This is a genomic window from Parashewanella sp. 2210YD4-3, from assembly GCF_056591735.1.
In genome coordinates, this window is record NZ_JBWQOG010000009.1 from 127,952 (window position 1) to 142,141 (window position 14,190).

The following is a 14,190-nucleotide window of genomic DNA, read 5'->3' on the forward strand; positions in this document are numbered from 1 at the left end:
AAATTAATGAAAATGCGTTTCTGGCCAAGCATTATCGCTGGGATCATGCTAATCGTTTCAGGCTTAACCAATAAAGCAGAAGCCAAAATGGATGAATATGTCTATTTTGGATTTGAGCCTGAATTTGTGACTAACTATATCTCTTCTAGCCGAGCAAAACTGGGCTTTGTACGCGTGGGTATAGAGCTTATGGTTAAAGGGACAGCAGATCTTGAGTTGGTTGAGCACCATGAACCTTTGTTAAGAGCTGTGATCCTTGAAACTTTAGGGCAGCAGACTGAAGGTCAGGTGAAATCAATTACAGGGCGAGAAGACATCAGAATTGCCTGTTTGCAGCGGATAAACGAATTATTAACCCAAGAAACGGGTCGACCAATCGTAACCAATTTATTAATCACTAAATACCTCTACAATTAACAAACATAAAAAAGCCAGTCATGGGACTGGCATAGGGGCTGTTTATCTTCCAGGATGAAATTTTGTGCTATTTGAGCGCTTTTCTGTTCAAGGCGTGAGCAATGAGGCTTAGCATTCTAAGTAAATTGCTCACAACACAGAACAGGAAGTGCTCAAAAGCATCGAAGACAGCGTAAATTGGTCATTTCTGCTTCGTTATCACTTTTTCATGTGGGGAACCACATTTCACAAGCTCTGCCTTGCATAAAATAACCAATTTTTCGCTGCAAAAACCATCTAGAAAGATAAACAGCCCCTAGCTTGCTAGCAAGAATAATTACCCTCTTGGTCCAGCTTGCTTGATCACATCAGATACCGAGTATTTAGCAAAATTATCGGTAAACTCTTTCGCTAATTGCTGAGCATATTTTTGATACTCTGCTTTGTCGCTCCAAGTATTCATTGGATTTAATAGCTCATTATCAACACCAGAAACCGCAACAGGAATGTTAAGGTTTAATTGCTCTAAGTGAGTAGTTTCAACATCGGCTAGTTCACCAGATACGATTGCATCAATGATGGCGCGAGTGGTTGGAATATCAAAACGCTTACCAACACCGTAAGCACCGCCAGTCCAACCCGTATTCACTAAGTACACTTGGCTACCAAATGACTCTATGCGCTCCATCAATAGTTCCGCATAAACACTTGCTGGGCGAGGGAAGAATGGCGCACCAAAACAGGTAGAGAAGGTAGATTGAATGGCTGCAGTAGAACCCATTTCAGTCGAACCGACTTTGGCGGTATAACCCGATAGGAAGTGGAAAGCGGCTTGCTCTTTAGTGAGCTTAGATACCGGAGGTAATACGCCTGATACATCACAGGTAAGGAATACAACGGCGCGAGGCTCACCACCACGGTTATCTTCTTTACGAAGCTCAACATGCTCTAGTGGATAAGCAGCACGGCTGTTTTCAGTTAACGAAGTATCGTCAAAATCAGGCGTACGGTTAACATCTAGCATGACGTTTTCAAGCACAGTACCAAAACGAATCGCATTCCAAATTACTGGCTCATTTTTTTGACTCAAGTTGATGCACTTAGCGTAACAGCCGCCTTCAATATTGAACACACCACCTGGTGCCCAACCGTGCTCATCATCACCAATTAAGAAGCGTTTTGGATCGGCTGATAATGTGGTTTTACCGGTACCCGATAAACCGAAGAATAGAGTGGTATCGCCTTCAGCCCCAACGTTTGCTGAACAGTGCATTGGCAGTACGCCTTTGGCTGGAAGCAAGAAGTTTTGTACCGAGAACATCGACTTCTTCATTTCGCCAGCGTACTTAAGGCCTGCAAGTAATACTTTTCGCTCGGCAAAATTAATGATAACCGTTGCATTAGAGTTGGTGCCATCACGTTCGGGGTCACACTCAAAGCCTGGTGCGTTCATGATCTGCCAAACAGGCTTGTCAGCTGCATTAAAGTTTTCTGGTACAATAAACATATTGCGAGCAAACAAATGATGCCAAGCATACTCAGTGGTGACTTTTACCGGTAAATAATGTTCTACATCGGCGCCAACTTCTAAATCAGAAACAAATAACTCTTCTTTTTCAGATAAGTAAGCTTCCACTCGGTTCCAAAGTGCAGAAAATGCTTCAAGTTCGAAAGGCTTATTGACATTGCCCCAATCGATGTCGGCTTCGCTACTTGGCTCTTTTACAATAAAGCGGTCGTTCGGCGAGCGACCTGTGCGTTCACCTGTGCGTGCGACTAATGCACCAGCGGCGGTTAATTCACTCTCGCCACGTTTTAGCGATAGCTCAATGAGTTCAGCAGGGGTAAGGTTATGGTGCGTACGATGTGTTCCATCGGCCATGAGAGAGATCTCCGTTACAATGCAAGATGTTAAAGCTCAAAACCCATCTCAAAGGTGAGAAAAGAGCTGAAGTTGCCGCTTATAAACGACATTATTATGTGTGGCTTGAGCCACTAATTTTTATGCTGAGAATTGTAACTTAGTTGACATAAAATGCGATGGATTTTGCTGCAACGGGCATAAAAAAGCCGGGAATAATCCCGGCTAAGAATGTTTACACAGATTATTGTACGGTATTAGAGGTGTGAGCATGAGAAAACAGCGCCGCAACATCAATGCTGTCAAAGGTATAGTGAGTATTACAGTACTCGCACCCCATATTGATTTCCCCTAAATCGGCCAACATATCTTCAACTTCTGCTTGAGGCAAAGACAATAACGCTTGGCCTGTGCGCTCTTTTGAGCATGAACACTTAAAGCTGACATCAACAGGATCAAATAAGCGAACTTGCTCTTGGTGATACAGGCGATGCAGAACTTCTGTTGCAGGCAAACCAAACAACTCTTCCGATTTGATGGTTTGGGTTAATTGAGTGAGATGATCGAAGTCGTCATCCGATTTCACATTGTTGCCGCTAGCTGGAAGCACTTGCAAGAACATGCCGCCTGCTTGATTACCATCAGAAAATAACCATAAATGGGTCGGAAGTTGCTCTGATTGCATGAAGTAAGCTTCAATACATTCGGCCAGTGTAGGTTTGTTTAACTCCACCACGCCTTGGTAACGCTCACCATCGGTTGGCGTTAAGGTGATCACCACATAGCCTTTTCCAAACATATCTGCAAGGCTGGCATCATCGGCAATATCACCTTCCCAACGAGCCACACCTCGATGTTGCTGCTTATCATTGCTGTTAATTACCGCTAACGACACTGGGCCATTACCTTGAATTTGCACCGCAATATCACCACTGAATTTTAACGTTGCCGTAAGCAGTGATGTCGCAGCCATTAATTCCCCAAGCAACAATTGCATTGCTTTTGGATAGTTGTGGGCATGAATAATTTGCTGATAACTGTTTTGCAGTTGAACCATTTCACCACGCACGTCGGCGTTATCGAACAAATAGCGATGTAACTTGTCTATACTCATTGTTGATCTCACTCAATATCGCCTTGATGTTGTTTAAAACGTACAATCTGGCGACGTTGTTTTTTATCAGGTTTAGTGTCTGGAATAGGATTATTTAAGCGCTGTAGCCGACGAGTTTCGGCATTGGTGCTGCGCTTTTGAATGCTTTGTTCGGTCTCTTGATATAGGGTTTGCGCGACAATGGCCTGACCACGTTGGTCACTTAAAACCATTATGATGACTTCTTTTTCATCAAAGCCTTGGCGTAAACGGATAAGAGCCCCAATTTCAGCATTCTTACTGGATTTCGTACGCTGGCCGTTGTAGTGTACTTTGCCACCATCGATCATCTGTTTGGCGATAGCACGAGTTTTGTAAAAACGCGCTGCCCACAACCACTTATCGAGACGAATGGCGGTGACGGTTTTAAGTTCAGATCGCATTGAGTCTCCTAAGTGAGTACTAGTGGAAGATAAAGATGGCTCAGCCAAGGTTCAGTTGAAGTTTGTAATAGTCTTATAAAGAATAAAGGGTAACATTACGAAATTGTGACGCAAATTAGCATAAATAGACAGTTTTCGCCAATGACGAAACTGTTAAAGGCTTGTTGCAGATTAACGGCTAAGGTAGCATTAATAGATTGCGCCAAAAACGATAGGTTTCAAAATACCAAAAAATGGATGCATTAGATAAAGTTATAACAAAAGTAGTTGGCTTACCTCACAAGTCACTCAGCCGATTGGTATTCGGTTTAGGGTTAGTGGTGTGCCTGTATTTATTAGCACAAATTACTTGGCAATTCGTTCCTGAGCCTGATACTCCAAAGGTACCTTGGACACCATCTGCAACCAACTCTGCTGCGAGTCGAGCCGCTGTTAATATCGAGCCCATTCTCGACTTATCCTTATTTGGCAAACATGACGCTACGCAAGCGACAAAAACGCCAGAACCTGAGCCGGCGTTGATTACTGATGCTCCCAAATCATCTTTGTCTATCCAGCTTACTGGAGTGGTGGCGTCAACAGCCAAGAAAAAAGGGTTAGCGATTATCGCTTCTAGTGGTGATCAATCTACTTATAGCATCGGTGATAAAATTAAAGGCACTTCTGCATCATTAAAAGAAGTGTATGCGGACAGGATCATTATCACTAATGCTGGGCGGTTTGAAACCGTTATGCTTGATGGATTGCAATTTACTACAGCCGTTGAGGCCAATCGTGCGCTGCAACAAGCCGCTCGAAAAAAAGCGCAAAAAAAGGTGAATAAGATCACCGACCCTAGAATTACCGCACAAATTGCCCAAACACGCCAAGAAATCTTGGCGGATCCACAAAAGATTAATGATTACCTGCAAATATCGCCTTTACGTAGTAATGGCCAAGTGTTGGGTTATCGTTTATCCCCTGGTATGAAGCCAAGCCTATTTAAAGCGGCGGGTTTTAAAGCGGGAGATATTGCAAAAAGTTTAAATGGCTATGATTTAACCGATGTGTCGCAAGCATTCCAAGCAATGGCTGGTCTACAAGATATGAAGGACATATCCATCACGGTTGAACGCCAAGGACAACTCATCGAAATTGATTTCGGGCTACCTAATTAACGAATGAGCGAAAGGCTTAGGGGAAGTTTTAGAATGAAGAATAGCAAGATAGGACGAAAGTGGCTGATAGGGTTAATGACTAGCCTCATTCTTCTGTCACCAAGTGCCTCATGGGCAGAGCAACAATATGCAGCCAATTTCAAAGGCACTGACATTCAAGAATTCATTAATATTGTGGGTAAAAACCTCAATAAAACCATCATTGTCGACCCCACTGTTCGTGGCAAAATCAATGTTCGTAGTTATGATTTATTGAATGACGAGCAATATTATCAATTCTTTTTGAATGTATTGCAGGTCTATGGATATGCCGTTGTGGCGATGGATCATAATGTCATTAAGGTCATAAAAGACAAAGATGCTAAAACTTCATCGATTCGAGTCGCGGATGACAAAAAGCCGGGACAAGGTGATGAAATGGTCACTCGTATTGTGGCGCTTTATAACACTCAGGCTAAGTTGCTCGCCCCACTATTACGCCAGCTGAATGACAATGCTGGTGGTGGTAATGTGGTGAACTATGATCCTTCGAATGTGTTGATGATCACAGGTCGTGCCGCTGTGGTTGATAAGCTGGTGGAAATTGTACGCCGCGTAGATAAACAAGGCGATACTTCGGTTAAAGTACTACCGCTTAAATATGCATCTGCCAGTGAAGTAGTGCGGATCATGGATACCCTATATCGTCAAAATCGCAGCAGCTCGCAACTGAATGGCAGCACCCCCAAAGTCGTTGCCGATGAACGCACAAACTCAGTCGTGATCAGTGGCGATGAACAAAGTCGTGAACGTGCGATGGATTTGATCAAGCGCTTGGACGAAGAGCAAGCCAGTACAGGGAATACTAAAGTACGGTATTTACGTTATGCCAAAGCCGATGATTTGGTCAACGTGCTAACGGGCGTAGCGCAAAAGCTCACCAAAGATAAAAAAGGTCGCAAAGGTTCAAGTAACAGCTCCTCAGCCTCAACACAAAGCAAAGGAGATGTCTCGGTTGTCGCTCACGAAGAAACTAACTCATTGGTGATCACAGCTGAACCTGCTGAAATGCGTACTTTAGATAATGTTATTAATCAACTGGATGTTCGCCCTGCACAAGTATTAGTAGAAGCCATTATTGTGGAAGTCTCTGAGGGTGATAATGTCGGTTTTGGTGTGCAGTGGGGCAGTGCTTCAGGCGGCATATCACAATTTAATAATCTCGGTGCTGGGATTGGTGAAATTGGCGCTGGCGTATGGGCCGCTAGACCTAAAAAAGGCACAAGAGTCTGTTCCGAAAATGGTACTTGTACAGATAACCCTGAGCAAGATGGTGACGTGACCCTTCTGGCGCAAGCCTTAGGTAAAATTAACGGTATGGCTTGGGGGATTGCCTCGGGTGATTTTGGTGCCTTAGTGCAAGCAATTGCCGGCGATACCAACTCAAACGTACTGGCCACGCCTTCGATTACGACTCTTGATAACCAAGAAGCCAACTTTATTGTGGGTGACGAAGTGCCTGTTATTACGGGATCAAGCACCAGTACTGGTTCTACTACCAGCAATCCATTCCAAACGGTAGAACGCAAAGAAGTGGGTGTGAAACTGAAAGTAGTGCCACAAATCAATGAAGGCAGCTCAGTGAAGTTGACGATCGAACAAGAAGTGTCAGGCGTTAATGGTAACACGGGCGTTGATATTTCGTTCTCCACCCGTCGTTTGACGACCACTGTGATGGCGGATTCAGGGCAAATTGTGGTGCTGGGTGGTTTGATCAACGAAGAAGTACAAGAAAGCGTACAAAAAGTGCCATTACTCGGTGACATCCCAATTCTAGGTCACTTATTTAAGTCTTCATCAAGCAGAAAGACTAAGCGTAATCTGATGGTTTTCATTAAGCCAACCATCATCAAAGATGGATTGACCATGGAAGGCATTGCGGGTCGTAAATACAACTACTTCCGTGCACTTCAACTTGAGCAGCAAGAAAAAGGCGTTAACTTAATGCCGAACACTAAGGTGCCAGTGTTAAAAGAATGGGATCAATCAAAAGTGGTTCCTAAAGAGGTCAATGACATCCTTGAACGCTATAAACAAGGCAAAGGTCTAGATACCAAAATGCGCCGCAGTGATGACGCGCTTAAGGTCGTCACCGAAAGCAAAGATAAAGACAAAACCACGGAAAAGAAGTAGCCCATGAGTGACGTGCAGCAGCCCATCGAGCCAGATGCATTATCTCAGGTCACCTCTGAGGTAAATGCCGACATTGAACAAGACGGCAGTGAGTTTCATTCTGAAACTAAAGACCGATTGCCGTTTGCCTACGCTCACCGCCATGCGGTGGTGCTGGCCACTAATGAGGACAAACAGCTTAGTTTGTATCACACACCAACGACACAAGCACAAGTGCTACTGGAAGTGCGTCGGTATAGTGGCGCTGATTTACCATTGATAGAGCTAGATAATCAAGCATTTGAAGTGAAGCTGACTCAAGCCTATCAGAGTAACTCGTCGGAAGCGCAGCAATTGATGGAAGACATTGGCAATGAGATGGACTTGTTCACCCTTGCTGAAGAATTACCACAAACCGAAGATTTGCTTGAAGGTGATGATGATGCACCTATCATTAAACTGATTAATGCCTTGCTATCAGAAGCCATTAAAGAAGAAGCGTCTGATATTCATGTTGAAACTTACGAAAAACAACTGGTGGTGCGTTTCCGTGTTGATGGGGTGCTTAAAGAAGTCTTAAAACCGAATCGTAAACTGTCATCGCTGTTGGTGTCACGTATCAAGGTTATGGCGCGTTTGGATATCGCTGAGAAGCGTTTACCACAAGATGGGCGTATTAGTTTAAGAATTGCGGGTCGTGCCGTTGATGTACGTGTATCGACCATGCCATCCAGTCATGGTGAGCGTGTGGTACTACGTCTATTAGACAAAAACGCGGGTAATCTGGATCTTAAACAGCTGGGTATGACCGATAGCATACGAGTTCAGTTTGATGCTTTAATTCGCAAACCTCACGGCATTATTTTGGTGACCGGTCCAACGGGTTCAGGTAAAAGTACCACCTTGTATGCAGGCTTAACTGAAATTAACTCAAGAGATACCAATATTCTTACCGTTGAAGATCCGATTGAGTATGAGCTTGAAGGCATAGGTCAAACGCAAGTAAATACCAAAGTGGATATGACCTTTGCTCGTGGTCTACGGGCGATTTTGCGACAAGATCCTGATGTGGTGATGATTGGTGAGATCCGTGATTTGGAAACCGCACAAATTGCGGTGCAAGCGTCATTGACAGGTCACTTAGTTATTTCCACCTTACATACCAATACCGCTTCGGGTGCTATTACTCGTCTACAAGACATGGGCGTTGAGCCGTTTTTGGTGTCGTCCAGCTTATTAGGGGTGTTGGCTCAACGTCTAGTACGTACCTTATGTAAAGAGTGTCGCCAACCACACCAACCAAGCCCGTCTGAACTAGAATTACTTGGATTACAAGCGAATGATAGTGCCACTATTTATCGAGCGAACGGCTGTAAAAAATGCAGTTACAACGGCTATCGTGGTCGAACCGGTATTCATGAGCTATTGATTGTTGATGATACGGTCAGAGAGCTCATTCACAACGGCCACGGTGAACTCGCCATTGAAAAATATGTGCGTAAAGATATTCCGAGTATTCGTCACGATGGTATGAGTAAAGTATTGGCCGGTATCACCACCTTAGAAGAAGTGTTGCGTGTGACTCGAGAGGAATAATGGATGGCGGCTTTTGAATATAAAGCACTGGATGCAACAGGAAAGCAAACCAAAGGGGTATTGGAAGCCGATACTGCTCGTCATGCGCGAAACCTATTGCGAGAAATGCGCCTGACGCCATTAAGTGTCGATGCTGTTACTGAAAAAGAAGCCAAACGAGAACAGTTCACTCTGTTTAAAAAGCGGATTTCGGTGGCTGAGTTAGCATTGTTGACTCGTCAAATTGCTACGCTGGTAGCGGCAGGCTTGCCTATCGAAGAAGCGTTAAAAGCCGTAGGGCAGCAATGTGAAAAAGAACGTCTTGCCAGCATGATAATGGCGGTGCGTTCAAGGGTTGTAGAAGGCTATACCTTGGCCGACTCGATGGCGGAATTTCCGCATATTTTTGATGACTTATACCGTGCCATGGTGGCATCCGGTGAAAAGTCAGGTCATTTAGATGTAGTGCTCAATCGCCTTGCGGATTACACCGAACGCCGTCAGCAGCTAAAATCCAAATTGACCCAAGCCATGGTTTATCCAACCGCCTTAACCGTGGTGGCGATATTGGTGGTATCCATTCTCTTAGCCTCTGTGGTACCAAAAGTAGCCGAACAATTTATTCACATGGGGCAATCGTTACCGTGGAGCACTCAACTTATGATTTCCATGTCGGATTTTGTGCGGGACTACGGCATTGGAGTTGTGGTGGCGATCATGTTGTTGTTAGTGGTGTTTCAGCGTGTGGTTAAACAGCCCAAAGCCAGAATGCGCTACCACAAATTTATCTTATCGCTGCCAGTGGTCGGTAAAGTTAGCCGCAGCCTGAACACCGCACGTTTTGCTCGAACGTTAAGTATTTTATCCGCCAGTTCAGTGCCTTTACTTGATGGTATGCATATCGCCAGTGACGTACTGCAAAACGTCAGGGTGAAAGAAGCGGTGAGCGAAGCGACTTCAAGAGTGAGAGAAGGTACCAGCTTAGGCTCAGCATTAACCGCCACCAAGCTATTTCCGCCGATGATGCTGTATATGATTTCATCGGGTGAGAAAAGTGGTGAGTTAGAACAAATGTTGGAGCGCGCTGCCGATAGTCAAGATAGCCAGTTTGAAGCCAACGTTACCATCGCATTAGGCATATTTGAGCCCGCTTTGGTGATTTCCATGGCAGTGGTGGTGTTATTCATTGTGTTATCGATTTTACAACCGATTTTAGCTCTCAATAACTTAGTGAGTGGCTAGGGCTATTATTTAGCCAATAAAGAATTTATTTAAGGAGCAACAAATGCAAAACAAACGTCGTCAGCAGGGCTTTACCTTGCTAGAAATTATGGTAGTGGTCGTGATCATCGGTTTATTAGCCGGCCTGGTATTACCAAACGTATTAGGTAACAAAGAGAAAGCGGATACCCAAAAAGCGGTAGCCGACATCGTTACATTGGAAAATGCCTTAGATATGTACAAGCTGGATAATGGCGTTTATCCAACGACTGAGCAAGGTTTAGAAGCTTTAGTTCAGGCGCCAACCATTGACCCTGAACCACGCAATTACCGTGATGACGGTTATTTACGTCGTTTACCACAAGATCCTTGGCGTCATGATTACATTTTAGTTAGCCCTGGTGAGCACGGAAAGATTGATGTGTTCAGCATGGGCCCAGACGGTCAAGCGGGCACCGACGATGACATTGGTAACTGGAACTTAAAAGATTATCAATAAGATGCATCGACGCTCACAGCAAGGATTTACCTTGCTGGAAATCATGGTAGTGGTGTTATTGATGGGGTTGATGGCCGCGACTGTCACCCTATCTTTTAATACCTCAACGCCAGAGCAAAAACTGGAAAAAAAAGCCAGACAGTTTATGGCTACCACCGAATTGGTGATCAATGAAACCATACTCAGTGGCCAGTTTTTGGGGATAGTGATAGAGCCAGGCGGTTATCATTATGTGGTTTACCATGACAACAAATGGCAGCCATTAACCAATGACCGTATTTTGACTGAGCGTAAACTAGATGATGGCATGAGCCTATCAGTTGTGGTGGACGGATTACCGCTAAAGCAAAGTGATGAAGACCACAGCGACGACATATTTGAAAATGACGATGACAAGTTCAACATCGATGAATCTCTGCAGCCAAAAAAGAAGTTGCCGATACCGCAAATCATGTTGTTTCCTAGCGGTGAGTTGAGCCCGTTTGAACTGACATTTGCCATGAGAGATCAGCAAGGTAATGAGCATGATACATTGGTGGTCGGGGATGCTTTAGGACGGCTGACATTAGGAAGACCTGATGACCAACCATAAAGGAATGACCCTCATCGAAGTCATGGTGGCGTTAGCGATTTTTGCTGTTGCCGCACTGTCCATTACCAATAGCTTAGGGCAGTTAATGTCCAATATGCCGATATTACAAGAACGTACTTATGCGCAGTGGGTGGCGGACAATGTATTGGTGGATGCGGTACTTGAAAACAAACAGCAGTTTTTAGCCATAGGTAAGAAAGAAGGTGACACTGAAATGGCGGGCGAGCGCTGGTATTGGCGTCGCGAAATCATTAAAACCCAAAGTGATGATTTTCGTATGGTGAAAGTCAGCGTCAGTGATGACTCACGTTATGATCGCATTTTAACTCAGGTAAATACCTATGTATTTAAAGTTAAATAAGCGCCATAGCCGAGGGTTCACATTACTGGAAATGCTGGTGGCTATCGCCATTTTTGCGATTATTGGATTAGCCGCGAACTCGACCTTGCATGCGGTGTTAAAAAACAAAGAAGTCACCGAAGATTTTTCGGCTCGTTTAAAGGGGCTGCAACAAGGCTTTGGCATGATGGATCGCGATATTGGGCAAATTGTGGCGCGACCACCACGATTACTATCGGGCGGCCATGGAAGTACCGTGATCCAATACGGAGAAGTGATCCCTAATGTTGATGGACAGGCATTGATTTTTTATCGTTTGGGCTGGTTAAACCCTGACGGAATGTTGCCAAGAGGCAGTATTCAATCAGTAGCCTATGTGTTCACTGAAGATAAGTTAGAGCGATGGTATTTTCCTTATCCTGATCCTGTGATTGGCGCTAAGCCCACGAAAACAACCATCATAGATCATGTACAGAATATGGATGTACGATTTTTTGATGGTAAAAGTTGGCAGCAAGCGATCATGGGAAGTGCCTTACCACAAGCGATTGCAATTAAGCTTGAGGTAGAAGGCATAGGCACAGTGGAGCGTAAATTCTTATTGCCTAAAGGTGTGGGGCCAAGTACATGATGATGCGAAAACGCCAACAAGGTGTCGCCTTATTAGTGGTGCTTTTGATTGTGGCTCTGATCGCTGTAATTGCAACAGATATAACGTCACGTAATCAGATTTCAGTGCGCCGCACCATTAATTTGACAGAATATGATCAAGCTTATTGGTACGCCTTATCCTTGGAGCAGCTGGCGAACAAGGTGCTTAAAAAGGACTTAGATGACTCAAAAGGTGAAGTGAATTTGAGCCAAGTTTGGGCGCAAACTGGGGTGGTTTTTCCGGTTGAAAATGGTGCGCTAGCTGGAGAAATTAAAGATATGAGGGCGTGTTTTAACCTTAATGCGCTTAGTGTTAAAGCGACTCAGCCACAGAATAATAACGGCTCATCTAATCAAGAGCCGTTAGCGGTTCAACAGTTTGCCTCTTTATTGGAAGCACTCAGTGTTGAGCCATTTACAGCAGAGCAGTTAGCCAAGTCGTTAAGAAACTATATAGACACCTCTCCTGCGGTGGGTGGCTATTATGGCCCTGATGCTGAATATGAAGCACGAGATGTACCTTATCGAGCGGCCAAAACCATGATGAGCCATCGTAGTGAGTTGCGAGCGGTACTTGGATTTACCCAAAAGGTATACGATAAATTAGCGCCTTATGTGTGTGCAATCCCCGGCGATGACAAGCAGCTTATTAATATTAATACTATTAAGCCGGAGCAAGCACCATTGTTGGCTGGAATGTTACTGAATCAAATATCAGCCGATGAAGCCAAAGGCATCATCGAAAGTCGAGGGGCTAAAGGGTATGATGATTTACAAGAGTTTTGGTCATCGCCTGAGTTAGGCAGCATTGGTGGTAATGTCGATAAAGTTAAATCGACTTTTACCAATAAAAGTACCTATTTTGAGTTAGATGGCAAAGCCAAAGTAGGCGATGCCATCTTCCAATTACAAAGCATTTTGCAGGTAAACAAAGATCATTATGTTGACGTGTTAAGTCGGCAATATGGTGGTCAAAAATAAACTCCTCAAGGGTGGAGAAACACGGTGAGTGAACGCCTTTTTATACGACTAGGTACCCATGCTGACGATACATGTCAGTGGTTGGTTTGGTCGGAACAAGAACAAGAAATTATTGCATCAGGTGAGTTAGCCGATGCTACCCAATTGCACACATTAAGTGAGCGAGCTGGCGCTCGCCCTGTCGATGCCTTGGTACCAACGTTAGCCATCACTTTAACTCAGGTTAATTTACCTGAAAAAGGGCAGCGACAAGCATTAAAAGCTTTACCTTTCATGCTGGAAGATGTCCTCGCGCAGGATATCGAACAACTGCATTTTGTCCCGGGGGCCCGTAATGGCAGTGCATTATCTGTAGCCGTTGTGGCTCATGAGCAGATGCAATCATGGGTAGATTGGGTGAAAGCGGCTGGGCTCAATGTTAAACGCATGATCCCTGACAGCTTAGCATTACCTTTAGCTGATGGTTGTCAGTGGGCGGTCATGGATATCGGTAATGAATTGCTGGTGAGAACTGGTGAAGGCCAAGGGCATAGTATTCCAAGTGAATGGCAAGACTCTGTTTTGCCTAAGCTACTGCCACTACAAAACGCAGAAGATGAAATGGATACGGTCACCATTGCTAACTATAGCCCTATGGAGCTTGAAGGGGCAGAGCTGTTAGCTCAGCCACTTGAGTTACCCATGCTGGTACTGGCAAAAGGTGCATTGCATGCACCAATGAATTTGATGACGGAGCAGTATCGACCTAAACGAGAAGGCAATAAGACACTATTGTTATGGCGCAATGCAGCCATTATAGCTGCTGTATGTATTCTGCTGAGTTTCATTCATAAAGGGGTGGATATTTATCAAACTTATCAGCAGATAGAAGCCATTAAAGCTGACACCGTCGCCGTGTTTAAACGTGCAACCGGCCGAAGCAACACATCTAATGTTGAATTTCATTTGCGTAATTTGCTCAAGCAGTACAAAGGCAAGTCTTCTGGCAGTGATATGTTTGCCATGTTAGAGGGTGTGACTCAAGCCTTTAAAAAGGTGCCTAGTGTTCAGCCTAACTCGCTTCGATATGACGGTAATCGTAGTGAACTGAGACTGCAAATCAGTGCCGATAGCTATGATCAAGTTGAAGCGTTCAAGCAAGCGATTGGCAAAGGTTTTAAAGTGGATAGTGGCGCGCAAAATAAAGAAGATAACAAAGTCAGTACGATTTTAACCTTGAGGAGTCGATAA

General features: G+C 44.5%; 13 protein-coding genes and 1 pseudogene. 11 read left to right on the forward strand and 3 right to left on the reverse strand.

All coding sequences use genetic code 11. The annotated features are described in order from the left end of the window. Positions 1-45: 45 nt before the first annotated feature. A complete protein-coding gene (locus AC1EU0_RS14125) occupies positions 46-417 on the forward strand; it encodes a flagellar basal body-associated protein FliL (protein WP_480303140.1) in 372 nt (123 codons plus the stop codon). Between the two features lie 316 nt (positions 418-733). Here the strand turns inward: AC1EU0_RS14125 and AC1EU0_RS14130 are convergent, their stop codons facing one another. The 3 genes from AC1EU0_RS14130 to hslR all read right to left on the reverse strand — a co-directional run bounded on the left by AC1EU0_RS14130 (position 734) and on the right by hslR (position 3,793). Continuing rightward, positions 734-2,278, reverse strand: a complete 1,545-nt coding sequence (locus tag AC1EU0_RS14130) for a phosphoenolpyruvate carboxykinase (protein ID WP_480303111.1) — start codon at positions 2,276-2,278, stop codon at positions 734-736. Positions 2,279-2,501: 223 nt separating this feature from the next. Then, positions 2,502-3,371: an Hsp33 family molecular chaperone HslO gene (gene hslO / locus AC1EU0_RS14135; protein WP_480303112.1), complete on the reverse strand. Its 870-nt coding sequence runs from the start codon at positions 3,369-3,371 to the stop codon at positions 2,502-2,504. A gap of 8 nt (positions 3,372-3,379) precedes the next feature. Beyond that, complete coding sequence (hslR, locus tag AC1EU0_RS14140) at positions 3,380-3,793, reverse strand: ribosome-associated heat shock protein Hsp15 (RefSeq protein WP_480303113.1); 414 nt, start codon at positions 3,791-3,793, stop codon at positions 3,380-3,382. A gap of 233 nt (positions 3,794-4,026) precedes the next feature. Between hslR and gspC the strand changes: the two genes are divergently transcribed. The 10 genes and pseudogenes from gspC (at position 4,027) to gspL (ending at position 14,190) form a co-directional block, all read left to right on the forward strand. Further along, complete coding sequence (gene gspC / locus AC1EU0_RS14145) at positions 4,027-4,950, forward strand: type II secretion system protein GspC (RefSeq protein WP_480303114.1); 924 nt, start codon at positions 4,027-4,029, stop codon at positions 4,948-4,950. 33 nt (positions 4,951-4,983) lie between these two features. Continuing rightward, positions 4,984-7,122, forward strand: a complete 2,139-nt coding sequence (gene gspD, locus AC1EU0_RS14150) for a type II secretion system secretin GspD (RefSeq protein ID WP_480303115.1) — start codon at positions 4,984-4,986, stop codon at positions 7,120-7,122. A 3-nt stretch (positions 7,123-7,125) separates the two neighbouring features. Next, positions 7,126-8,697 carry a type II secretion system ATPase GspE gene (gene gspE, locus AC1EU0_RS14155; protein WP_480303116.1) on the forward strand — a complete coding sequence of 524 codons (1,572 nt, stop codon included), beginning with the start codon at positions 7,126-7,128 and terminating at the stop codon, positions 8,695-8,697. 3 nt (positions 8,698-8,700) lie between these two features. Continuing rightward, a complete protein-coding gene (gene gspF / locus AC1EU0_RS14160; RefSeq protein ID WP_480303117.1) occupies positions 8,701-9,918 on the forward strand; it encodes a type II secretion system inner membrane protein GspF in 1,218 nt (405 codons plus the stop codon). Between the two features lie 43 nt (positions 9,919-9,961). Continuing rightward, the gene (gene gspG, locus AC1EU0_RS14165) at positions 9,962-10,396 is read left to right on the forward strand and encodes a type II secretion system major pseudopilin GspG (protein WP_480303118.1); all 435 of its coding nucleotides are present in this window, start codon (positions 9,962-9,964) and stop codon (positions 10,394-10,396) included. 1 nt (position 10,397) lies between these two features. After that, complete coding sequence (gspH, locus tag AC1EU0_RS14170) at positions 10,398-10,988, forward strand: type II secretion system minor pseudopilin GspH (protein ID WP_480303119.1); 591 nt, start codon at positions 10,398-10,400, stop codon at positions 10,986-10,988. After that, positions 10,975-11,349: a type II secretion system minor pseudopilin GspI gene (gspI, locus tag AC1EU0_RS14175; protein WP_121837863.1), complete on the forward strand. Its 375-nt coding sequence runs from the start codon at positions 10,975-10,977 to the stop codon at positions 11,347-11,349. The genes gspH and gspI overlap by 14 nt, the downstream gene beginning before the upstream one ends. After that, a pseudogene (gene gspJ, locus AC1EU0_RS14180) lies at positions 11,330-11,941 on the forward strand (type II secretion system minor pseudopilin GspJ); the annotation flags it as partial. The gene gspI and the pseudogene gspJ, both read left to right, overlap by 20 nt. 20 nt (positions 11,942-11,961) lie before the next feature. Further along, positions 11,962-12,960 (forward strand): type II secretion system minor pseudopilin GspK, encoded by a 999-nt coding sequence (gene gspK / locus AC1EU0_RS14185; protein WP_480303141.1) that lies wholly within the window; start codon positions 11,962-11,964, stop codon positions 12,958-12,960. 24 nt (positions 12,961-12,984) lie between these two features. Then, on the forward strand, positions 12,985-14,190 hold the full coding sequence (gene gspL, locus AC1EU0_RS14190; RefSeq protein ID WP_480303120.1) for a type II secretion system protein GspL: 1,206 nt from the start codon (positions 12,985-12,987) through the stop codon (positions 14,188-14,190).